Source organism: Variovorax sp. V15 (genome assembly GCF_041154425.1).
Classification (GTDB): Bacteria; Pseudomonadota; Gammaproteobacteria; order Burkholderiales; family Burkholderiaceae_C; genus Variovorax; species Variovorax guangxiensis.
Genome location: NZ_AP028659.1, coordinates 3,352,846 through 3,376,312 on the forward strand (window position 1 = coordinate 3,352,846; position 23,467 = coordinate 3,376,312).

15 protein-coding genes are annotated in these 23,467 nt (G+C 68.0%); 2 read left to right on the plus strand and 13 right to left on the minus strand.

Features of this window, described 5'->3' with window-relative positions; translation table 11 throughout:
• Positions 1-74: 74 nt before the first annotated feature.
• Positions 75-518 (plus strand): universal stress protein, encoded by a 444-nt coding sequence (locus ACAM57_RS15890; protein WP_369662327.1) that lies wholly within the window; start codon positions 75-77, stop codon positions 516-518.
• 18 nt (positions 519-536) lie between these two features.
• Here the strand turns inward: ACAM57_RS15890 and ACAM57_RS15895 are convergent, their stop codons facing one another.
• The 8 genes from ACAM57_RS15895 to ACAM57_RS15930 all read right to left on the minus strand — a co-directional run bounded on the left by ACAM57_RS15895 (position 537) and on the right by ACAM57_RS15930 (position 9,018).
• On the minus strand, positions 537-1,823 hold the full coding sequence (locus ACAM57_RS15895; RefSeq protein WP_369662328.1) for a hypothetical protein: 1,287 nt from the start codon (positions 1,821-1,823) through the stop codon (positions 537-539).
• Between the two features lie 104 nt (positions 1,824-1,927).
• On the minus strand, positions 1,928-4,153 hold the full coding sequence (locus ACAM57_RS15900) for a LamG-like jellyroll fold domain-containing protein (RefSeq protein ID WP_369662329.1): 2,226 nt from the start codon (positions 4,151-4,153) through the stop codon (positions 1,928-1,930).
• 527 nt (positions 4,154-4,680) lie between these two features.
• A complete protein-coding gene (gene aroQ / locus ACAM57_RS15905; RefSeq protein ID WP_184637911.1) occupies positions 4,681-5,124 on the minus strand; it encodes a type II 3-dehydroquinate dehydratase in 444 nt (147 codons plus the stop codon).
• 26 nt (positions 5,125-5,150) lie between these two features.
• Positions 5,151-5,972, minus strand: a complete 822-nt coding sequence (aroE, locus tag ACAM57_RS15910) for a shikimate dehydrogenase (RefSeq protein ID WP_369662330.1) — start codon at positions 5,970-5,972, stop codon at positions 5,151-5,153.
• 13 nt (positions 5,973-5,985) lie between these two features.
• Positions 5,986-7,215 (minus strand): CaiB/BaiF CoA transferase family protein, encoded by a 1,230-nt coding sequence (locus tag ACAM57_RS15915; protein WP_369662331.1) that lies wholly within the window; start codon positions 7,213-7,215, stop codon positions 5,986-5,988.
• Positions 7,212-7,673, minus strand: a complete 462-nt coding sequence (locus ACAM57_RS15920) for a MaoC family dehydratase (RefSeq protein WP_019657422.1) — start codon at positions 7,671-7,673, stop codon at positions 7,212-7,214. Before ACAM57_RS15920 ends, ACAM57_RS15915 begins: the two co-directional genes overlap by 4 nt.
• A 26-nt stretch (positions 7,674-7,699) precedes the next feature.
• Positions 7,700-8,092: a VOC family protein gene (locus tag ACAM57_RS15925; protein ID WP_369662332.1), complete on the minus strand. Its 393-nt coding sequence runs from the start codon at positions 8,090-8,092 to the stop codon at positions 7,700-7,702.
• A complete protein-coding gene (locus ACAM57_RS15930) occupies positions 8,089-9,018 on the minus strand; it encodes a ketopantoate reductase family protein (protein ID WP_369662333.1) in 930 nt (309 codons plus the stop codon). Before ACAM57_RS15930 ends, ACAM57_RS15925 begins: the two co-directional genes overlap by 4 nt.
• Before the next feature lie 103 nt (positions 9,019-9,121).
• Between ACAM57_RS15930 and ACAM57_RS15935 the strand changes: the two genes are divergently transcribed.
• Positions 9,122-10,078, plus strand: coding sequence for a LysR family transcriptional regulator (locus ACAM57_RS15935; protein WP_369662334.1), 957 nt, complete (start codon positions 9,122-9,124; stop codon positions 10,076-10,078).
• A gap of 29 nt (positions 10,079-10,107) precedes the next feature.
• On the opposite strand, the gene ACAM57_RS15940 is transcribed toward ACAM57_RS15935, so the two are convergent.
• From ACAM57_RS15940 to treS, 5 genes are read right to left on the minus strand one after another with little or no spacing between them, the layout of a single operon-like run.
• The gene (locus ACAM57_RS15940) at positions 10,108-15,246 is read right to left on the minus strand and encodes a malto-oligosyltrehalose synthase (protein WP_369662335.1); all 5,139 of its coding nucleotides are present in this window, start codon (positions 15,244-15,246) and stop codon (positions 10,108-10,110) included.
• The gene (gene treZ, locus ACAM57_RS15945) at positions 15,236-17,086 is read right to left on the minus strand and encodes a malto-oligosyltrehalose trehalohydrolase (protein ID WP_369662336.1); all 1,851 of its coding nucleotides are present in this window, start codon (positions 17,084-17,086) and stop codon (positions 15,236-15,238) included. The genes ACAM57_RS15940 and treZ overlap by 11 nt, the downstream gene beginning before the upstream one ends.
• 37 nt (positions 17,087-17,123) lie before the next feature.
• On the minus strand, positions 17,124-19,292 hold the full coding sequence (glgX, locus tag ACAM57_RS15950; protein ID WP_126019781.1) for a glycogen debranching protein GlgX: 2,169 nt from the start codon (positions 19,290-19,292) through the stop codon (positions 17,124-17,126).
• Between the two features lie 33 nt (positions 19,293-19,325).
• On the minus strand, positions 19,326-20,120 hold the full coding sequence (locus tag ACAM57_RS15955) for a hypothetical protein (RefSeq protein ID WP_369662337.1): 795 nt from the start codon (positions 20,118-20,120) through the stop codon (positions 19,326-19,328).
• A 37-nt stretch (positions 20,121-20,157) separates the two neighbouring features.
• Positions 20,158-23,460, minus strand: coding sequence for a maltose alpha-D-glucosyltransferase (gene treS / locus ACAM57_RS15960; RefSeq protein WP_184637929.1), 3,303 nt, complete (start codon positions 23,458-23,460; stop codon positions 20,158-20,160).
• Between the last annotated feature and the right edge of the window lie 7 nt (positions 23,461-23,467).

Here is a 23,467-nt window from a genome sequence, read left to right on the forward strand (position 1 = left end):
GAGCCGTTTGATATGGATCAAGCCGTAGGTTGCGGGCGCGCCTAAGCTCTGCCGCAAATCACGCGGAGCCCTTCATGTTCAAACGCATCCTCGTCGCCACCGACGGCACCGCCCTTTCGAAGAAGGCCGTCGACAGCGCCATCGCGCTGGCGGTGCAGAACGACTCGGACCTGGTCGCCCTGACCGTCGTCCCCCGTTACCCGAAGAGCTATTTCGAAGGCTCGATGACCTTCTCGGCAGAAGACGTCGGCCGCATCGAGAAGCAGTGGGCGGAGAAGGCGCAGGCCATGCTCGACAAGGTGCGCGACCGCGCGCGGGAGCGCGGCGTGCGGATCAGGACGGCGCAGGCCAGCTCGGACCTGGTCGCCGAATCGATCATCGCCGCGGCGAAGAAGCACAGGAGCGACCTGATCGTGATGGCCTCGCACGGACGCAAGGGCCTCAAGCGCCTCTTGCTGGGAAGCGAGACGCAGCAAGTCCTGGTTCGATCGTCGCTGCCGGTTCTGGTGCTGCGGTAGTAGTCTCGACCGAACCCGCTACTTCAGCACCGCGCCGCCTCGCGCAAGGTATTGCGCCGAAAGGCGCGCGAACTGGCCGCCGTCCGTACCGATCGAGGTCTGGCTGCCCGCACCCGCGCTGAAGACAATCCCGACGGTGTGCATGTCGCCGTACTCCTGGGTGTTGGTCAGCATGTAGTCGACGTGGTTGTCGCGATAGTGCTGGTCCGTGCCGCCGGGCGTGTCGGAAGGCACGCCCATTGGCGTCTGCCACCACAGGATGGGCAGATCGTTGCCCAGGGCCGCGCGGTAATCCGAATACTGCTTCTGCGAATCATGGAAGCTGGGGCTGGTCTTGTTGCTTGCGTCCCAGTAGAACGGAGCGCTTCCGTTCTGGCATTCCGGAGGCGGCGATGCAGCTTCGCGGCAGCCCGCGTCGCGATCGCTGGTCTGGGCGACGATGAAGTCCGCCTGGTTCGCACCGACGGTCCGCATCATCGCGGCGATCTCGGCGGGCGTGCCATTCCAGAAGGCGGGCGGGAACCCGATCAGTGCCTTGGGTGCGACCTTGCGGCCCATCTGCACGAAGCACTGGCCCAGGCCCGCCACGGTGTCGGGCAGCGCGCTGCATTCGGGCTGCCCCTTCACGGAAGCGGCCATCCTGGTCAGGTCGCGGCCGGGCGCCTGCGACGCGGCGAAGCCCCAGAAGTCCGGCTCCACGTTGACGAGGGCAGGCTTGCCCCATTCCGCGATGCGCTGGTACATCAGGCGGACCTGGCCCCAGTACTTGTTCATGAAGGTCGCGTCGCTGATGCCGCTGAGATTGCCTTCGCCGTTCGCCGTCATCTGGTAGAGCGTGAACATGGGCACCGCACCATAGGCATCGGCAGCCTGCGCAGTGAAGGTGACGTAGGCCCCATCGGGGCTGTTCCACGTCGGCCAGGCTCCCGAGCCGACTCCCACCAGGTAGCGCTCCACGATGTCGGGGTGGATGTCCTGGCTCTTCATGTCGTCGATGGAGGTCGCTCCCAGCCCAACCAGCACTCGCGAGGGTTTGCCCAGCTTGGTGGCCAGGGCGACGGTGGCCGGCACGGGCGCGGTGCCACCGCTCGTGCCGCCAGTGCCGCCCTGGGTGCCGCCGCCGGAGGTGTTGCCGGCCACCTGTCCACCGTTGTTCTGCCCGCCGGTGCCGGCCTGGCCCGTCGGGCTGCCGAACAACGGAATGCCGGCCCCGCCACCGCTACCGCTGCCACCTCCTCCGCCACAGCCGAAGAGCAGCAGCGAGGCCAGCAGCGCGGAAACGGATCGTCGAGAAAGAATGCCCATGGAAAAGTCCGAAAGGTGAGAGGAAACAAATACCGGCGCGCCCGTGCAGGCACACACCGGTTCGGGTTCAGGGTTGTCCGGGCAGCGCGGCTGCCCGATGGCGCTCAGCGGGCGAGGTTCGCGATGAAGGCCGCGTCCTGCGCGCCGCTGTAGATGCGGAAGTCCTGCATGCGGCCCTTGAAGTACGGGTCGCCGCCGTATTGGGAGCGGCCCAGCCAGGTCTGCGTCGTGCGGCCCAGCTGGAAGGGATTGATCCAGATGCCGTCCGCGGTGGCGACCTGCGTGCCGTCTACGTAGAGCGTGCCCACGGTGCCTGAAAGCGTGACCGCCACATGCACCCAGCGCTGCGTGGGCAGCACGTCGGTCGTCACGGACTCCTCGTTCCAGAACTGGTTGCGCGAGCCCGAAAAACGCAGCTTGCCGTTGCCATCGCGAGGAATCAGCGAGATGTAGGCCACGTCGTTGGAGCCGAAGTCGAAGATGCGCGTATTGACCACGGAGGCATCCCAGTAGACCCATACCGCCGCCGTGAAATCGCCCAGGGCCGACACAGCTCCGTCCGGCAACTGGACGTGGCCGCTGCGGCCATCGAGTTGCACGGCGCTACCGCCGTTGCGCCCTTCGCCCCAGCTCGTACCGCCCTTCAACTGCGCGTTCAGGCCGCGGCCGCTGGCGTCGTTGGCATCGCCATTGAGCGGCAGGTGCAGCCACAGCTCGCCGGGAACCGCCACGCGCAAGGTATCCGCACCGGTGATCTCGCCGGCGTCGGTCACCGCATCGATGCGGTAGTACCAGGTGCCCTGGTCGGCATCGTCGGTGTAGGTGCGTGGATCGGTGACGGGCGCAAGGGTCGTGAACGGACCGTTCGGTGAAGCAGCCCTCTGCACGAGGTATTGGGAAGCGCCCGCCGTGCCCCACCAGGACAGCTGCACCTTTGCGTTGTTCAGGAATGCGCTAAGGCCGCTGGGCTTTGCGGCAGCGACCGGATCGCGCGCATAGAGCAGCGTGCCGATGCCCGGCTGGTCGCCGCCGTCGACGCGCTCCGGACGAAATCTGTCGACCATCGCCTTGGTCCAGGGGGCGGAGAGACCCTTGCGGTTCACGTAGTGGTTGTAGATCAGTTCCCAGCAGGGCCGGCCGCTGCCGGTGCCCGCCACGGCGGTAGCGGGTCCGAAGACGCCGTTGTAAGGCGCGAACGGCATCGTGAACAGGGCATTGCCATTGGCATCGGTCAGGTTCGTCCTGGCCACGTACTCCGCACCGGCCAGCAGCCGGTTGTTCCAGTAGCCGTAGAGGTCCTCGCCCTGGTTCCAGGCCATTTCGCACAGCATCCCGGCCAGCGAGATGCCGAGGGTGGAGTGGCCCTGGTCGCGATGGCTTTCCTGCCATTGCCCGAGGTAACCGGGGTGCACGTAGTAGACGCTGCCGGCGCTCGTGCCGTTGCCGCGGCCGGCCTTGTAGTAGTTGCTTGCCTCGGCCCTCAGGTCGGGCCGGTCGCAGAACACGCCGATCGCGTAGACGGCGCAGATGTTGGCCAGGTCCCAGTTGGCCCAGTAGTGGGTGACCTTTCTTGTCTCGCTGCCGTTGTGGTTGACCAGGAAGTCGTGGGCCTTCGGATAGAACACGTTCATCAGCATCGCCTGGAAGCGCGCTACGTCTTCCTTCGCCCAGCCGGAGTAGGTCCGCATCAGTTCCGCGGCGTTGGCCCACTGGTTGCCGTAAAGGCCCGACGCCAGGTAGACGTTCGAATTGCCGCCCAGCTCGGTCAAGGTCGACGACCATGCATTGAGGAACTCCACCGCCTTCTTCGCGTAGCTCTCGTCGTTCGAGATCTTCCAGCGCAGTGCGTAATGAAGGGCGCGCACCATGTCGCCGACCATCTGGCCGAAGTTCTGGCCATCGACGCCGCGTATCACCACTGCCAGGGGGCGCGGCTTCGCATCGAGGCCGGTGGTGTTCGCCCTGAGCATCATGTTCAAGCCGCCCACCCATGGCTCCGCCTTGGCGGCCAGCTTGTCGCGGATGCGCTGCAGAGCGTCTTCCGTGACCAGCAGGCCGGGGTGCACGATCTTGCGTACTGCGGGCTCAGGGGCGGCTGGCTCGGGCGCGGGAGTGGCGGGTGTATCGACACCTGCGACCGCGCCGGAGCTCGCACCCGGTGATTGCTGTGATGACTGCTGCGCGGCCGCTCCCCCTATGGGCGAAAAACTACCGCTGCTGCCCCCACCGCAAGCCGTCGTGCCCAGGGCGATTGCACTCGCGGTGCCGATGAAGAAGGTGCGGCGATCCAGCAGGCCGGCGTCTTTGTCGTCGTTCGTGGGATGGGTCATTTATCGGAATGTGTAAATAAATGCTTCTGCAAAGTGCATGCCATTCGCTTCGATGGGTAGACGAAATGAAATCGGTAAAACCGATGGGTGCATTGAGCGCGTTGCGAGGGACGCGCAGCGGCAAGAAGTGACATTCGTTGTCACATGAGACGCCGGCGAAACGACATTGAATGTCACTGCCTCCGGCCATGCCCGCACCGCATCGACTGCGCGACACGGCAAGCCCGATCAGTGTGACCTGTACAGAGGCGGCAACGAGCGTTGAATTGCCTCTGAAAATGAGCGACTGAATTTCATTTTCGGAATGACCGGAAGCACTGCAACTTGCTTGCGTTCATTCCACCTCGAAGACGCAGTGATGCCGGTGCTTTCGCTGGATGCGAAATGGTCTTCATCCGGATCGCTGCCGAGCCCGGTTTTCCGCCGCCGACCGCCTCATGTTTCGCAGGCGGCACGGCTATCTCGCTGCGACCCCGCCTCGTCGTCGCCGGGCATCCCCGGGGCGAGCTCGCGCAGCTTGCTTCTCGCTAGCCGGCGCCTCGCACCGCCGACACTGCAGCACGCAAGGCGAGCAGGTAGCTGTCCAGGCCGAAGCCGCAGATCTGGCCCTTCACGATGTCCGCGAACACCGAGTGATGCCGGAACTCCTCGCGCGCATGGATGTTCGACATGTGCAGTTCGACCACCGGCACCGTGAGGATCGCCAGCGCGTCCCTGATGCCGTAGCTGTAATGCGTCCATGCGCCGGCGTTGATCAGGACCGCATCGACGCCATCGACGAAGCCCTGGTGGATGCGCTCGCACATGGCGCTTTCGCTGTTGGTCTGGAAGCTCTCGACCTCCGCGCCCAGCTCCTTGCCCAGCGCCTGCAGCTTCGCGTCGATCTCGGCGAGCGTCGTGTTGCCGTATTGCTTCGGATCGCGCTTGCCGAACATGTTGTGGTTGATGCCGTGGAGCATGAGGATCTTCATCGGGGTCTCTCCTTCTTGTCGCGGCCTCAGACCAGCGGGATGGTCATGCGCTCGATGACCGCACGGGTGTCGGGCCGCACGCCGCGCCACCACAGGAAGGCTTCGGCCGCCTGCTCGACCAGCATGCCCACGCCGTCGGCGAGCTGGGGCACGCCCGCGTTCCGGGCCAGCCGCAGGAAGGGCGTCAGGCCCTTGCCGTAGGCCAGTTCGTAGGCAAGCCTGGCGTTCTGGAAGGTCTCCGCCGGCACCGGTGGCAGCTCGGCCTTGAGGCTGGCCGAGGTGCCGTTGATGACGATGTCGAAGCGCTCCCCGGCCAGGTCTGCATAGGCGCAGGCGCGCACGGGGCCATGCACCGCAAACTGTTCGGCGAGGTCGACCGCCTTCGGCAGGGTCCTGTTCGCGAGCACCAGTTCGACCGGCCCTTGCGCGAGGAAGGGCAACAGGGCTCCGCGCACCGCGCCGCCCGAACCGAGCACCAGCATGCGCGCTCCCTTGAGGGAGAAGCCCAGGTTGCTCCGGATGTCCCTGGTCAGCCCCACGCCGTCGAAGTTGTCGGCAACGATGCGGTCGCCCTCGAACTTGAGCGCATTGGTGGCACCGGCCAGTTCGGCACGCTCCAGGCGTTCGGTCGCCAGGGCCAGCGCCTGCAGCTTGAATGGCGCCGTCACGTTCAGGCCGAGCCCGCCCGCCTTGCGAAACGCGTGCACGTCGTCCGCGAAGCGCTCGAGCGAGCCTTCGATGGCGCCGTACTCGATGTCCTGGCCGGTCGCTCGCGCAAAGCTGCCGTGGATCAGCGGCGACTTGGTGTGGCCGATGGGATTGCCGATGACGGCGTAGCGGTCGGTCATGCTTCCCTCCTCATCATGCGCCGTAGAGCACGCCGTCGGCCTGCATCTCGGCGATCTGGGCGGCGTCGTAGCCCAGGCTCGCGGCGATCTCGGCGTTGTGCTCGCCGAGCTCCGGCGCCACCTGCGTGATCGAGGTGTCGCAGCCCGACATGCGGAAGGGCAGATTGGGCAGACGGATGTTGCCCAGCACCGGGTGCTCCTGCTCCACCACCATGCCGCGCGCCTGGATCTGCGGGTCGGCCAGCACTTCGTCGATGCGCTGCACCTTGGCACAGGGCACGTCGATGCCGTCCAGCATCTTCAGGATCCCGGCCACAGGGCGTTGCGCCACCCAAGGGCGGACCACCTCGAGAATTTCCAGGCGGTTTGCGTTGCGCCCGGCCGCTGCGTGCAGGCGCGTGTCGCCTCCGAAACCCGCCGGTCCGCCGTTCTGCTCGACGAGCGCGGCGAAGCGCTTCCATGCATCGTCGACCTGCGCGGCGATGACCAGGTCGCCGTCCTGCGCGCGGAACACGCCGTACAGGGTCGAATTGGGCATGTCGTGACCGGTCTGCACCGGTACTTCCTTGCCGCCCGAGAGCGTGTAGCACTGCACCGCGTATTCGTGCATCGACACCAGCGTGTCGTACAGCGCCATGTCGATGTGCTGCCCGCGGCCCGACTTCACGCGGCCCAGCAGCGCGGCGTTGATCGCCGCCACGGCGTGGATGCCGGTGTACATGTCGCCGAGCGATATACGCAGCAGAGGCGGCGCCTCGCCGGGATTGCCCACCATCTGCATGATGCCGCTCTTGGCTTCAGCAATCAGGCCGAAGCCGGCGCGGTGCGAGTCCGGTCCGGTATGGCCGTATGCGGAGATCGAGCAGTAGACGAGGCCCGGATTGGTCTCGGCCAGTTCCGCGTAGCCCAGGCCCAGCTTGTCCAGCGCGCCGGGGCGGTAGTTCTCGACGAACACGTCGGCGCTGTCGACCAGCTTCTTCATCAAGGCGCGGCCGCGCGGATCCTTGGTGTTGACCGACAGGCCCTTCTTGCCCATGTTCTGCTGCAGGAAGTAGCCGCTGTGGTCACCGACGAACCAGGCGTGCTGCCGGCCGGCATCGCCCGATCCGGGGCGCTCCACCTTGATGACCTCGGCACCTAGCGCCGCCAGGCAGCGGCCCACGTAAGGGCCGGCGAGGAAGTGGCTGTAGTCGATGACGCGGATTCCCGCCAGGGGCAATGCCTGCCGTGCCGCCGCGTTCATGCCGGCCTCCTGGGCACCATCACGCGATGCTCGCCCTTCTGCACGACCTCGTCGCGCTGGTTGATCAGTTCGGACGGCAGCACCAGGATGCCCCAGCCAGGCTTGCTCTTCGATTCGCGCTTGGACTCGACGCGGAACCTTACCCGCACCGTGTCGCCGAGCTTGATGGGCGCGACGAAGCTCCATTCCCAGCCCAGCGACATGCCGGGCATGAAGCGCATGTCGCTCTTCGTCTTCAGGCCGTCTGCGATCGAGAGGCCGAACAGGCCGTGGGCCACACGGGTGCCGAAAGGCGTGGTGCGGGCGTAGGCCTCGTCGGTGTGCACGGGCGTGTGGTCGCCCGTGAGGTCGGCGTAGGCCATCACGCGGGCTTCCGTCACTTCGTACGGCGGGCTGATGCATTCCTCGCCGACGACGGCGTCGTCCCAGTACTTGTCTTCGATGGTGAGTGTGTTCATGTCGGGGTCTCGGGTACGGACAGGGTTCAGGCACGGGGATCGATCGCCAGCGCCTGGGCCACGGCGCCGGGGCTGGCCTGGATGAATTCGACGGCCAGACCATCGGGCAGGCGCAGCCAGTTGCGGCCCTGCGGCATCTCGGTGACGCCGAAGGCCTTTGCGGCGGCCAGCGCGGCCTCGAGGTCTTCGCACATCACGCCCAGGTGGCCCAGCCGACCTTCGGGACCGTCGTGATCGGGCTTGGCCATGAACTGCATGCCCCCGAGCGTCCAGTACTGGATGGGCTCTTCGACGGTGCCCTGCACTTCCCGCATGGTCATGCCGCACACGTCGTGGAAGAACTTGATGTGCCAATGGATGTCGCGCACCCAGATGGCGACGTGCTCGACGTAGGCTTTCGGTATGGCCCGGGTGTTCATTTCGCCTCCATGCGGCGTTCAATGCCCTTGATCGCTGCGACCAGCGTCTGGTTGACGGGCGTCGGCATGCCGTATTTGCGGCCCACGCGCACCACGGCGCCGTTGATGAAGTCGATCTCGGTGACCGAGCCCTTCTCCAGGCTCTGCAGCATCGAGGTCTTGAATTCGTAGGGCAGGCCCTCGGCAGCCATCAGCCAGGCGTCGCGCGGCGCCTTGATCGACAGCTTCACGCCGCTGGCCTCGGCAACCGCCATCGCTTCGGCCACCGCGGCGATGGCCGTGGCTTCGATCTCCGGCACCGCGTAGAGGCTTCCGTAGACCTGGCCGGTGATGCCGCTCAGTGCACCGGTCGCGACGTTGATCAGGAGCTTGTCCCACATCGCGCCGAGGATGTTGCCGCTGACCTCGCAAGGCAGCTCGGCGCGCTCGAACTCCGCGGCGATCGCCTTGGCGCGTTCGCTGACACGGCCGTCGATCTCGCCGATCACCGTGCGCTTGCCCTGCGTGCCGGCAATGACATGACCGGGAGCGAGCATCACGCCGCCGACGTAGGTCTTGCCGGCGAGCACATGCCCGGCGCCCACCACTTCCGAGAGGATTTCCTCATGCCCCATGCCGTTCTGCAGCGACATCACGGCCGTGTCGGGCCCCACGATGTTTCGTGCCCCTTCGATGGCTGCACGCGTGTGGAAGGACTTGACCAGCACGACGATGAGGTCCGGTGCCTCGAGCCTCGTGCTGTCGAGCGCCGCGCGGACCCGGACGGTGCGCTCCGAATCGCCGACCTTCATGCGCAGCCCGTCGCGATTGATCGCGTCGACGTGGGCCTGGAAGGGGTCGATCAGTGTGACATCGGACCCTGCTGCGGCGAGGGTCCCGCCGATGGCGCAACCCAATGCGCCGGCGCCGAGAAAGTAGATCTTCATATGAGCCTTCGTTCGGAATGACCCCGACGATAGGTTCCAAGAACCATGTTGCCCATGGCATGGCTGCAATGATCTACATTCCAATTTGAAATGGAGACCCGGTTTGGACACTGACGACGACATCGAAGGCGATGCATCCCTTCCCAGCATCAAGCTGCTGCGCCTGTTCGAGCTGCTCTACAGCACGAACAGCGTGACGCGGGCCGGCGAGGCGATGGGCCAGAGCCAGCCGACCGTGAGCAACTGGCTCGGACGACTGCGCCGGCAGCTGGGCGACGAGCTTTTCGTTCGCACCACCAACGGCATGCAGCCGACCCCGCGCGCGCAGGAGCTGATCGTGCCGGTGCGGGAAGCCCTGGCCGCACTGCGCCGAGTGGCCGCGCCCGCCGAAGCCTTCGATCCGTCGGTTGCGACACGGCGCTTTCGCATCTGCATGACGGATGCCAGCCACATCACCCTGCTGCCGCGCCTGCTCGCGCATGTGCGCGCGGTCGCGCCCGGCGTTCGCCTGGAGGCCGCCCGAATCGACGAGCAAACCGGACAGGCGCTGCAATCCGGCGAGGCGGACCTCGCGATCGGCCTGGTGCCCCAGCTCGAGTCGGGGTTCTACCAGCAGGTTCTCTACCCTCAGGACTGGGTGTGCCTCGTGAACGCGCGTCACCCTCGCATCGGCCTCAAGGGATTGGGCCTGCGCGAATACAAGGCCGAGGCCCATATCGGCATCGTTGGGGGCACCGGTGCCTTGCTGCTGGAGGCTGCACTGCAGCGACAAGAGATCGGGCGGCGCGTCCTGCTGGAGTTGCCGGGGTTCCTTGGCCTTGCGGCTGTCGTGTCCACGACCGACCTGATCGCAACCGTGCCGCGTCATATCGGCGAGACGCTCGCCAGTTCAAGTGGGAGCGCCTTGAAGGTCCACGGTTGCCCGGTGCGAGTGCCGCCGTTCACCGTCAAACAGCACTGGCACGTCCGCTACCACCAGGATCCTGCCAGCCGCTGGCTGCGCGCGTTGTGCGAGGAGCTGTTCTCGCACAAGCCCTTGAGGGCCAAGCCGCCGGGATAGTTGCCCGCACGGTGCCTGGAGGTCCCGAGTCAGCGGCGTGCGCCCTCGGGAACCAGTGCCGCCCAGGGCATTGCGCTGAATGTCTCGGTCAGTTGCAGCCGGTCCGTGGCGGAAACGACCTCTCCTGTCAGCAGGTTTCGCATGGGCCCCGCGTCGAGGCCGTCCGGCAGGCGGATCGTCGTGCCGTTCCATTTCGCCGATTCCGGCAGCGTCGGTCTTGCGGCATCGCCTGAAAATGACGCGAACAGCCGGCCAGCCAGGACCAGCACCGCCTGCTCGCCATGCCGCCGCGCGAATGCGACTACATGCCGCGCCAGTGGCCCCTCGACAGTCAGCGGCTCGTAGCTGCCTTCCCCAAACAGCAGCGGCTGCGCCCGTCGCAGGGTCAGAAGCCGCCAGATGAACCAGAGCTTCGCCCGTCCATCGTGCGGCGACGCGGCCATCGCGCGGACCCGGCGGGCAAGGCCGTCCTCGCCGGCCATTCCGTCCAGTTCGTCGAGCAGCCGCTGGCGCAGCGCATAGTCCACCGGCCGCCGGTTGTCCGGATCCACGAGGCTCAGCGCAATCAGCTCACTGCCCTGATAGAGATCGGGCACGCCCGGCGATGCGTACTTCAGCAGCATCAGCGTGAGACTGTTCCACGCACCGATCGTCGCCAGCCGGTCCGACAGCTGCCGGATGTCCCGCAGGCACTCGCCCTCCTCCCCGTTGCCGGCCGGAGCCAATATCTCGTGCACGAAATGTTCCAGCGCCGATTCGTAGTCCTCGTCGGGCTGCGTCCAGCGCGTGCGCAGCTTGGCTTCGCGCGCGGCCTTTCGCATGTACTGGCAGATGCGCTGGGTGTAGTCCGGCAGTGCATCCGAGTCGAGCCCGCCCGGTGGCAGCGTGCCCAGCAGCGTCTGGTAGAGCAGGTATTCATCGGCACGCGACGGCGATTCGCCGCCCGGCAGATTCGCGCGCGTGCCGCGGCACTTGCCGTGCCAGCGTGCCAGCGCGCGCATCCACTCGTCGGGGATTTCCGAGAGCACGTCGATCCGGTTGCGGACGTCCTCCGAGCGCTTGTTGTCGTGCGTCGATGTCGCGAGCATGGTGTGCGGCCAGTGAAGTGCGCGATCGGCGGAAAGCGCGTGGAACTGCCCGACCTCGATACCGAAAAGATCCGGCTCGCCGCCCACCTCGTTGAGCGAGCTCAGCGGAAAGTAGCGATAGAACGCCGTGTCTTCCACGCCCTTGGCCGCCACCGGCGCACTGAACTGCTGGAAACGCATCGCGAAGCGGCGCACCCGTTCGGCGAGCGCGGGGTGGGCTGCAGTGGATGGCTCGCCACGCAGCGCCCCACTCAGCGCCCCACTCAGTACTCCACGCACGAACTCGAACACCGACAGATCGGCCTCGCCGCTGCGCCGAGCGGCTTCGGCCACGGCCTCGTCGATGAAGCGTCCGTCCTGCCCGGACGGCTCGCCGACGATGTAGGTGCGATAGACGGTCATGCAGGCGCACACGCCAGACAAGGCCCGGCGCAGCGCATTGAGCGTGTAGTCGCGCGTGCCTCGGTCCGCCCGGGCGATGCGAAGCAGTTCGCCGGACAGCACATTGAGCTCCGACGACAACGCATTGCGCATCACCTCGCGCCGGCCTTCGCGGCAGATCAAGGCGAAGTCTTCCGCCACGCCTGTGAAGCGCTGCCAGGCGTGCAGCATGCGATCCCTGCCGGCCGTGTCGACCAGCACGCCGTTGGCCACGTTCGCGAACCGGTAGCCGGTGGTGCCATGCACATGCCAGCTGTGGGGAACGTCCTCGTGCGCCGCGGCGATCTTCTCGGCAACCACGTAGAGCGGCCGTGCGGGCCGGCCCTGCGTGTCGTGCGCCGGCAGCGCCAGTCCGGCGCGGCGCGCATAGCCTTCCTGGAGCTTGCGGAAGTAGTCCGCGGGGTCGTAGAGCCCGTCCGGATGGTCGATGCGCAGCCCGTCCACCACGCCCGAAGCCGCGAGATCCAGCGCGAACGACTGCGTGGCCTCGAACACCTCGTCGCGTTCCATGCGCACACCGGCAAGATCGTTGATGTCGAAGAAGCGCCGGTAGTTGATCTCGTCGGCCGCCACCCGCCAGTGCGCGAGCCGATACGCCTGCGCCTCGATCAGCCGGTGCAGCGCATCGCGGGCTTGCGCCGAGGCCAGATTGAAACCCGCCACTGCTGCAGCGAGCGCATGGGCCACCGTGGGCTCGCTGCGCGCCAGCTCCGCGAGGCGCGCCTTGAAGAGCTCCTTGTCGCGGACTCGCTCGGCCTGCTCGTGCGGCGATGCCAGGTCGCGCCCGGGAAGGCGACCGAAGGCCGTGGAAAGGCTCGCCAGCCGGTGCGCCGCATCCGCATCGCCCAGCCGCTCGAGCGCGCGTTCCAGCACCACCGGATAAGTCTCGGGCGCCAGCGGAAAGCGATGCTCGAAATAGCGGACGGCGAAGCCGCCCGCCGCTTCCTCGAAGCGCAAGACCAGCTCGCCGCCGTCCAGCGTCTCGCCGTAGTGCCCGCCCAGCACCGGCAGCAGCACCTTGCCGGCCAGCTCGGGGTTCAGCGGCTGCCAGTCGATGTCGAAGTGCTGAGCGAAAAGCGAGGCCGGGCCGTTTTCCAGCACGTCCATCCACCATGCGTTGTCGGCGCCGAACACGCCCATGTGGTTGGGCACCATGTCCAGAAGCTGCCCGAGGCCGTTGGCCTTCAGCGCGTCGACGAAGCGCGCGAAGCCTTCGGCGCCGCCCAGTTCGGGGTTGATCTCCGCATGCGCGACCACGTCGTAGCCGTGCGTGCTGCCCGGGCGGGCGCGCTGTATCGGCGAGCAATAGACATGGCTCACGCCCAGCTTCGCGAGGTACGGCAGCACGCGGATCGCGTCGTCGAAGCCGAAGTCCTTGTGGAACTGCAACCTGTAGGTGGCGCGTGGAATGCGCGCCCGCAGGCCGGCTGGCGTTTCATTCCGAGGCTGTCGTGGCCGTTCCTCGCGCAGCAGGCGCGCCAGGCCGTGCATGCGATCGCTCTGCGCCAGCGCCGCGACCGGCTGCGCCAGCTTGCGGCGCCAGTTGGGGTGTTCGTCGACAGTGCCCGGCATGTTGGCCTGCTCGACAGTGCCGGCCACGTCTTCCAGCTGCACCATCATCAGCGCCGACGGCGTGCGGGCCAGGAAGGCATGCGCCGCCTCCACCAGGCGCTCCGAAGGCATCGCAAGGCCGGCCGCCTCCGCCATTTCCTCGCGCGACAGCAGGCCCGCATGCTGCAGCGACTGCATCAGCTCGACGCGCTCGCGCATGCGGTCCGCCAGCTGCTTGTCGAAGATCGCCGGATCGGGAAACAGGCGCAGCGCCAGCCGCTCGCGCAGATCGGCGGCCGTCCACCAGCCCGCGAAGGTTGCCAGGTCGTGCGTGCTGATCGCGACCAGCGCGGCCGGCGGGTAATCGGCAGGGGCCTTGAAGCCGCCGCCCTGCCGCCGTTCGAAATAGAGCAGCCGGTACGAGAGCACGTCCGCGCGCGCGAGTCCATCGCGCACCGCGTCCTCGACGGTGCCGAGATCCTCGCCCACCACCATGCAGCGCTGCCGGTGGCTTTCGATCGCAACGATGGCGAGCATCTCCTCCAGCGGGTAGTAGACGTACGCGCCCTCGGCCGCGCCGCACCCCGGTGGAATCCAGAACAGCCGCATCAGTCCCATCGCATGGTCGATGCGCAGGGCGCCCGCGCCGCGCATGCTGGCGCGCAGCGTCTCGATGAAGAAGCGATAGCCGTCGGCGCGCAGGCCGCCGGGCCTCAGCGGCGGCAGCCCCCAGCGCTGGCCGGCCGGGTTGAACTCGTCCGGTGGCGCGCCGATGCTGGCGTTCTCGGCAAAGCCGTGCTGGAAGGACCAGGCATCGGAGCCCGCGCGATCGACGGATACCGCCAGGTCCGTGTAGAGGCCCACGCCCATGCCGAGCACGCGGCAGCGCGCCGCGACGTGCGAGAGCTGCCGGTCGGCCACCCATTGCAGGTACTGGTGAAAGCGCACCCGCCCCGCATGCACCCGTGCGAACGCAGCGACTTCGGCGGATTCCGGGTCGCGCCATGCGGCCGGCCATGAATGCCAGTCTCCCGAGCCGTTGTCGGTGGAAAGGAAGTGAGCGCGCAAGGTCTCGAACACGGCATGCCGCCGCAAGGCCTCGCCGCGCCGGGCGACGAAGTCAAGGAAGGCCCTGCCCGCTTCATCGGGCTCGCCTTCAGGCGGCAGGTGCCGCTCGCAGAAATGCGCGAACAGAAGCTCCAGCACTTCGAACTTCACCGCGGCCACGCCGGCGTAGTCGACCAGCGGCGCGGCGCGCAGCATGGCCAGGCGCTGCTGGAAATCCGGCGAGCCGACCTTTTCCCGCGCGGCCGCGCAGTCCGGGAAGCCATCGACGGCCTCGACGTCGATGCAGAGCACGTTGAGCTGCTGCCGCGACGACGGGCTGTACGGGCTGGCATGTTCCGGCGTGCCCGCGAACAGCGCATGCAGCGGATTGAGTCCGATGAGATCGGCGCCCTGCCCCGCCACCCGCACGGCCAGGTCCTCCAGATCGCCGAAATCGCCGATGCCCCAGTTGCGCGGCGAGCGCAGGCCGTAGAGCTGCACGGCCACGCCCCACACGCGGCCTGCGTCCTGCACGGCCGGCGGGCGGTAGCAATAGCCCGGCGTGGCCAGCACCAGCGTCTCGCCGGGCAGGCCTTCGACGCGCAGCCGGTAGTAGCCGGCTTCGAGCGCGACAGGCATCTGCAGGATGCGCTCGCCAGGCGTCGCTTCTTCGGCACCCACGTCGCCCTCGCCTTCCAGCACGGTCCCGCCCCAGTCGCTGATCTGCCAGCGCACGCGCCTCGTCGAAGGCGCAATCCGCAGCCGCACCGGCCATCCGGTCGCCGGTACCTGCACGACCACAACCGGCGGCAGCGACTCGGCCCGATCCGCTTGCCGTGCTGCTTCGAGCGCGGGGCCGGCTTCCGCCACATCGCCGAGCCGCACGCCGAACTCGGCCAGCAGCGCGATCAGGCTTCGCGCGCCAACTTCTCGGCGCCGTCCGAATGCGTCGAAATAGCCGGTGGCGATGCCGTGGTGCCCGCACAGGCGCGCGAGTTCATCGGTGACGGCGATCGGCGGCGGGCTTGCTTCATACGACACCCGGCGGATCCTCCAGCGTCACGTGCACGGCGCCGCGCTCCAGGCGCATCGCGCCCTCTTGGACGGTAGCGCTCTCGCTGTGGATCGTCTTGCCGGGCGGCGCAGCCAAGCCCGCCACGGGCCCATCGCCGAAGTGCGCCAGCAGGTGCAGCCGAGTGCCGGGCGCTCCGAGATCCCACGCCACCTGCAGCGTGCCGTTCTCGCAGCGGTAGACGCCTGCGGCGCTCATGCCCGCAAGCCGGGGCACGATCAGCCGATGCCGAATCTCCAGCAGTTGCCGCACCTCGCACAGCCGCTCGAAGTGCGCGCGCGTGCCGCGCTCCCGCCAGCGCAGCTTCGAGGCGAGAAAAGTGGATTCGGCGTTCGGATCGGGAATGCGCGCTCGCGCCGCCTCGTCGGCGAATGCCGCGAAGCCGCCGAACTCGGAGCGCCTGCCCTCGGCAACGGCGCTCGCAAGCTCCGGGCCGAAGTCGCAGAAGTACAGGAACGGCGTCGAAGCCGCGAATTCGTCGCCCATGAAGAACATCGGCACATGCGGCGACAGCAGCAGGCAGGCCATCGCGGCGCGCACCAGCACCGGGTCGCCGAGCGCGTGGATGCGCTCGCCGAAGGCGCGGTTGCCGACCTGATCGTGCGTCTGCAGGAACGAGACGAAGGCCTGCGGCGGCAGCCGCGTGCTCGGTTCGCCCCGGCGCTCGCCGTGCCGGAAGGCCGAGGGCTGCCCCTGGTAGACGAAGCCTTCCGCCAGCGCGCAGGCGAAGCTGGAGGCCGGGTCGCCTGCATAGTCGGCGTAGTAGCCGTCGCGTTCGCCGGTGGCCAGCACGTGCGCGGCATGGTGGAGGTCGTCGTTCCACTGCGCGGTGCCCGCCACCGGAATGCCCCGGCCGTCGCGCATCAGCATCGAGGCCTGGTTGGCGTCGTTCTCCAGCACCAGGTGCACGTGGCGGCCCCGGGCCGGCCCGTCGTCGAGCGCCTGGCGGATCTCCTGCACGACGTGCGGCCGCGTCTCGTCGTGGATGGCGTGGATCGCATCCATGCGCAGGCCGTCGAAGCGGAATTCCTCGATCCAGTAGCAGGCGTTGTGGATGAAGAAGTCGCGCACCGTGCGCGATGCCGGCCCGTCGAAGTTGATGGCCGGGCCCCAGGGCGTCTGGTGCCCCTGGTTGAAGAACTCGGGGCAGCACGCGTGCAGGTAGTTGCCTTCCGGTCCGAAGTGGTTGTAGACCACATCGAGCAGCACCATCAGGCCCATCGAGTGCGCCGCGTCGATCAGTGCCTTGAGATCGTCGGGCGTGCCGTACGAGGCATCGGGCGCGAACGGCAGCACGCCGTCGTAGCCCCAGTTGCGGCGCCCCGGAAAGTCGGCGAGCGGCATCAGCTCGATGGCGGTGATGCCGAGCTCGGCGAGCTCCTCCAGCCGCTGCCGCGCGGCCCGGAACGTGCCTTCGTCGGTGAAGGTGCCCACGTGCAGCTCGTAGACAACCGCTTCCTCCCACGGGCGGCCGCGCCACGCATCGTCGGTCCACTCGAAGCGGCGCGGATCGATCACCACGCTCGGGCCGTGCACGTCCTCGGGGTTGAAGCGCGAGGCCGGGTCGGGCACGCGGGTGCCGTCGGGCAGGCGGAAGCCGTAGCTGTCGCCCTGGCCTGCCTTGGGCACCGTCAGCCGGTGCCAGCCGTGGGCGTCGCGTTCCATGGGCAGCGTGACGGCGGCGCAACCGCTTGCCGCGGCGCGGTGCTCCAGCACCACGGCCTGCGCCGAGGGTGCCCAGAGGGCGAAATCCACGCCCTGCGCCTGCGCGGTGGCGCCGAAGGGCATGGTGTGTGCGTGGGTGCTCATCGGATCCTCTTTGCCCTGGTGCGGTGCTGTTTCGTGGTCATGGCCGCACGTCGGGCCGGCTCAGCACCACGAGCGAGCGGCATTGCAGCGGATAGGCGGGCTCGCTCCACGCCGGCGCGTGCGCGGCCGCGTCCTCGGTGGTCAGCGGCGGCGCGGTGTTCGCGGTGTCGACCAGCAAACGCCATGCGCCATGCGGCGCCGCCGGCAGCGTGAAGGCGATCTCGTCGTGGTGGGCGTTGAACAGCACGATGAAGTCGTCGTCGAGCTGCGCCTCGCCGCGCGGGCCCCGGTCGACGATGCCGCCGCCGGGGATGTACATCGCGATGCAGCGCGCGTTGGCGTCGTTCCAGTCCTCGGGGCGCATCTCGGCGCCGTCGGGCCTGAGCCAGTGCACGTCTGTCACTGTCTCCACCTCCGCCGGCCGGCCCGCGAAGAAGGTGCGGCGCCGGAACGAGGGGTGCGCGCGGCGCAGCGCGACCATCCGTTCGACGAAGGTCACGAGCGCGAGCCGCTCGGGCGTGGGCGTCCAGTCGAGCCAGCCGAGTTCGTTGTCCTGGCAATAGACGTTGTTGTTGCCCTGCTGCGTGTGGCCGCGTTCGTCGCCCGCCAGCAGCATCGGCACACCCTGCGACAGCAGCAGCGTGGCCAGCAGGTTGCGCTTCTGGCGCTCGCGCAGGGCCAGCACTTCCGCATCGTCGGTCGGCCCCTCGGCGCCGCAGTTCCACGAGACGTTGTTGCTGCTGCCGTCGCGGTTGTCCTCGCCGTTGGCCTCGTTGTGCTTGTCGTTGTACGAGACCAGGTCGTGCAGCGTGAAGCCGTCGTGCGCGGTCACGAAGTTGATGCTGGCGGTGGGCTGCTTGCCCGACCAGCCATAGAGATCTTCCGAGCCGGTGATGCGCCGGGCCAGCTCGCCGAGCAGGCCGCCGTCGCCTTTCCAGAAGCCGCGCAGGCCGTCGCGGTAGCGGTCGTTCCATTCGGCCCAGCCGGGCGGGAAGTTGCCCACCTGGTAGCCGCCGTGCCCCAGGTCCCAAGGCTCGGCGATGAGCTTCACGCGGTTGAGCGTCGGATCTTGCCCGATGGCATCGAAGAAGCCCCCGAGGTTCTCCACCTTGCCCGACTCGCGCGCCAGCGCCGAGGCCAGGTCGAAGCGGAAGCCGTCGACGTGCATTTCCTCCGCCCAGTAGCGCAGCGAATCCATCACCAGCTGCAGCGCGTGCGGATGCTCCAGGTTGACGGTGTTGCCGCAGCCGGTGAAGTCGTCGTAGTAACGGCGGTTGTCGCCGTTGACGATGTAGTAGGAGGCGTTGTCCACGCCGCGCATCGAGAGCGTGGGCCCGAGCTGGTTGCCTTCGCAGGTGTGGTTGTAGACCACGTCGAGGATCACCTCGATGCCCGCCGAGTGCAGCGTCTTCACCATGGTCTTGAACTCCTTCACCTTGCCCGAGGCGCTGTAGCGCATCTCGGGCGCGAAGAAGGCCAGCGTGTTGTACCCCCAGTAGTTGCGCAGGCCGCGCTCGGACAGGTGGCGGTCGTTGAGGAAGCCGTGCACCGGCAGCAGCTCGACGGTGGTCACGCCCAGCCGCTTGAGGTAGTCGACCACCGGCGCGCAGCCCAGTGCCGCGTAGGTGCCGCGCAGCGCGGGCGGCACGTCGGGGTGGGTCATGGTGAAGCCGCGCACGTGCATCTCGCAGATCACCATGTCCTGCCACGGGATCATGGGGCGGCGGTCGTCACCCCAGGTGAAGGCCGTTTCGAGCACGCGGCCCTTGGGCATGAGCGGCGCGCTGTCGCGGCGGTCGAACGACAGGTCTTCGCGCTTGCTGCCTACCGTGTAGCCGTAGAGCGCGTCGCCCCAGCGCAGCTCGCCCACCAGGTCCTTCGCATAGGGGTCGAGCACCAGCTTGTGGGCGTTGAAGCGGTGGCCCTCCTCCGGCTTGTAGGGGCCGTGCACCCGGTAGCCGTAGGCCTGGCCGGGGCGCGCCTCGGGCAGGTAGCAGTGCCACACGCCATCGGTGCGGTCGCGCAGCGGAATGCGCTGCAGTTCCTGGCGGCCGCGATCGTCGAAAAGGCACAGCTCGACCTTCTCGGCGTGCTGCGAGAAGAGAGCGAAGTTGACGCCCTCCCCGTCCCAGGTGGCGCCGCGCGGGTAAGGCCGCCCGGGCCAGACGGCGGTGATGGAGGGGGTAGCGGCGTTCCTGGATGTCATCCGATGGCTGTAGGTTGAAGGGCTGTGCCGCGTTCAGCGCGGCGGGCGGTCGTTGTCGTGGCGCGGGTACAGACCTGTGCCGCCGACGACGGTCGGGGGTGGCGGTGGCGGAGGCGGCGGTGGCGGTGGCGCGGGCATGGCAGGCGGCACCCTGCCGTCCCTGGCCTCCTTCGGCCACCAGCGCTCGATGCAGGACTTGGCCCAGTCCTTGCCCGCGAGCCCGAAGGCCAGGGCCAGCGCGAAGACCGCGCCCGCGAGGATCACCAGGAAGCTCTCGCGCACGATGTCGCCGCCCACCTTCACCTGGTCGAGCGCGATCAGGATCACGAAAGCCATCACCGCGTACTGCGCGGCCTTGGCGAAGAGCGCGGCGTCCTGCATCTTCACGCCGCGGAAGTAGCTGGCCACCGCGTCGCCCACGAAGCGCGCGAAGTACGAGCCGAAGGCCAGCACCAGCAGCGCCACGAACACATTCGGCACGAACCAGACGATGCGCCCCAGCAGGTCTGCGATGTAGCTCAGCCCCATGCCGTTGAAGGCGATGAGCAGCGAGGCGAGGATCACCAGCCAGTACGCGAGCACGCCGAACAGGCTGCTGGTGTCGCCCGCCAGGCCGCCCTGGCGCAGGAAGTTGTCGAGGCCGGCGCGCTCGGTCAGCACGTTGAAGTTGATGGCGCGCAGCGCCTTCGTCACTGCGAAGCGCACCGCCTTGGCCACGAGCCAGCCGACGAGCACGACCACCAGCGCGACCAGCAGCCGGGGAATGAAGGCGCCGACCTGGTAAAGGATGGCGCGCAGCGGCTCCAGGTGAATGCCGAAGTTTTCCATGGTGGAGTTCCCTTGATGTCGCCAGGTTGGCCCGGGTTCAGCCGCGCCCCGGCCGCACCAGCGCGAGCACGCCGTGCAGCGGTACCTGTACCCAGTCGAGGCGGTTGCCGAGTTCGTAGCGCAGCTCGTAGAGCGCCTTCTCCAGCTCGAAGAGAGCAAGAAGCTCGCCATCGAGCGCGAGGCCGTAGCCGGCAAGGAAGGCGTCGCGCGTGGCCTGCTCCCAGGCGATGGCCGGGCCGGCGAGGCGCTCGGCCTCCTGCGGGCTCTGGGCCACGCGGCGCAGCGCCGACCAGCGCGCATAGTTGAAGGAACGCAGCATGCCCGCCACGTCGCGCAGCGGCGAACCCTTCATTCGGCGCTCGTCGAAGCTGCGCGCGGGCTCGCCCTCGAAGTCGATGATGACGAAGTCGTTGTCCTTCACCAGCACCTGGCCGAGGTGGTAGTCGCCGTGGTAGCGGCTGCTGATGCCGCCGCCTTCCGCGGGGCGCTTCGCCTCGATGCTGGCGCGCAGCGCCGCGCCGGCGTCCAGCAGCGTGCGTGCATCGGCCTGCGCGGCCGGTGGCAGCAGCTCGAAGCGCTCGCGCAGCAGCTCCAGCGTGGCGGCCGCGTCGGCCGTGGCCCGTGTCTTGAAGCCGGTGGCATCGGCGGCCGTGAGCGGCTCGGGGTCGAAGGCCGCCGCGCCGGTGCGGGCGGCCAGCGCCTCGTGCAGCTCGGCGGTGCGCCGGCCCAGGGTGGCCATCAGCGCGAGGAAGCCGCCGTGCACCGCCGCCACCTCCGGCGCGTCGCCGTCCGACGTGGCCACGTCGCGCAGGAAGCGCTCCAGGTAGCCGAGCGTGTAGTCCCAGCCGTCGCCCTGGTTGGCCACGTAGCGCTGCACCATCGCGAGCGTCATCGTGCGACCGTCGGCGGCCATGTATTCGAGTGCGCCCAGCACCGGCACGCAGTTCGGGTAGTGCGCCACCTCGGTGAGGAAGCGGCCCATCTCCAGCTCGGGGTTGATGCCCTCGCGCACGTGGCGGTAGCCCTTGAGGAAAAGCGTCTCGCCCAGCGTCACCACCGTGTTGCTGCTCACCCCGCTGGGCCGGCCGAAGGGCAGCGCGTCGATGTCCGCCATGGTCTCGGCGAAGGCGGCCGTGGGCTTGAAGACCAGCCGGCCGTTCGCGGTCGGCAGCTCGGCTGCGCTGCGGATCGCGCGCACCAGTTCGCGGCAGAAGGCCTCGTCGTAGAAGGCATCGCCCATGAGCCCGACCTGCGCCTGCTGGCGCACCTTGGCGAGCGCGGCCTGCGCCACGCCGGCCATGCGCTCCTCGTCGCGCTCTTCCCACGCCAGCGCGAGCGGCATGAAATAGGTGGCGCCACCGGGCGGGCCGTCGAGTTCGAGCAGCGGCAGCATCCAGCTCAGGCCATTCGCTTCCCACACGGCGTGGTCGGCCAGCCGCGCGCGCTGGATGGTCGTGCCCTTGGAGGCGTACCAGCGCTGGATCTCGATGTGGCGCGGCAGCGTCTCCAGCTCGAACTGGTTGCGCATGCGCTCCGACATGCCGATGCGCCACGGCATCACGCGGTCGCGGAAGAAGCTGGTCCAGCCGTCGAAGAGCACCAGGGTGGGCCATTCCTGCAGCGCCACGCCCTCCTGGTGCCAGCTGGGCGCATCGGCCTCGGCCGTCAGCTTGAACCAGTAGAAGCCGTACGAGGCCAGCGTGAGCAGGTACGGCAGCTCGCCGATGGGCGGAAAAGGCGAGCGCCCCAGCATCTCGATGGGCACGAAGCCCTTGAACTCCGATAGGTCCAGCTCCACCGGCTGCGCCGCGCGCGAGAGGTTGAACACGGTCAGGATCACGTCGCTGTCGTACTCGCTCAGGTACGCGAGGATCTTGCGGTTGCCGGGCTTGAGAAAGCGCCGGCGGCCCCGGCCGAAGGCGTGGCTGGTCTTGCGCACGGCGAGCATGCGCTTGGTCCAGTTCAGCAGCGAGCTGCTGTCGCGCGCCTGCGTCTCCACGTTGAGCGCCTCGTAGCCATACAGCGGGTCCATGATCGGCTGCAGGTACAGGCGCTGCGGGTCGGCGCGCGAGAAGCCGGCGTTGCGGTCGGGGTTCCACTGCATCGGCGTGCGCACGCCGTTGCGGTCGCCCACGAACACGTTGTCGCCCATGCCGATCTCGTCGCCGTAGTAGATGATGGGCGAGCCCGGCATCGACAGCAGCATGCCGTTCATGAGCTTCACGCGGTCCAGGTCGTTCTCCATCAGCGGCGCCAGGCGCCGGCGGATGCCCAGGTTGATGCGCGCGCGCATGTCGGCCGCGTACATGGTGTACATGTAGTCGCGCTCCTTGCTGGTGACCATCTCCAGCGTGAGCTCGTCGTGGTTGCGCAGGAAGATGGCCCACTGGCAGCCCTCGGGAATATCGGGCGTCTGCGCCATGATCTCGACGATCGGGTGGCGGTCCTCCTGCGCGATGGCCATGTACATGCGCGGCATCAGCGGGAAGTGGTAGGCCATGTGGCATTCGTCGCCGTCGCCGAAGTACTCGCGCACGTCCTCGGGCCACATGTTGGCCTCGGCCAGGAGAAAGCGGTTCTTGTACTGCGCGTCGATGGCCGCGCGCAGCCGCTTGATCACCGCGTGCGTCTCGGGCAGGTTCTCGTTGCTGGTGCCGTCGCGCTCCACAAGGTAGGGAATGGCGTCGAGCCGGAAGCCGTCCACGCCCATGTCGAGCCAGAAGCGCATGGTCCTGAAGATGGCCTCCATCACCGCCGGGTTGTCGAAGTTCAGGTCGGGCTGGTGGCTGAAGAAGCGGTGCCAGTAGTACTGCTTGGCGACCGGGTCCCAGGTCCAGTTGGAGGTCTCGGTGTCGGTGAAGATGATCCGCGTGCCCTGGTAGATCTGGTCGGTGTCGCTCCACACGTAGAAATTGCGCTCGGGCGAGCCCGGCGGCGCGAGCCGCGCGGCCTTGAACCACGGGTGGTCGCTGGAGGTGTGGTTGATGACCAGCTCCGTGATCACCCGCAGGCCGCGCTTGTGGGCCTCGGCCAGCATCTCGCGGAAGTCGTCCAGCGTGCCGTACTGCGGGTGCACGTCCTCGTACTCGGAGATGTCGTAGCCGTCGTCGCGCAGCGGCGAGGGATAGAAGGGCATCAGCCAGATGGTGTTGACGCCCAGTTCCTTCACGTAGTCGAGCTTGGCGGTGACGCCCTTGAAGTCGCCCATGCCGTCGTTGTTGGAGTCGAAGAAGGCCTTGACGTTGAGCTGGTAGATCACCGCGTCGCGGTACCACAGCGGGTCGTCGCTGTTGTCGATCTCGACGGTCTCGAGCGCGATGTGGGAGACGGGTGCGTTCATGTGCGGG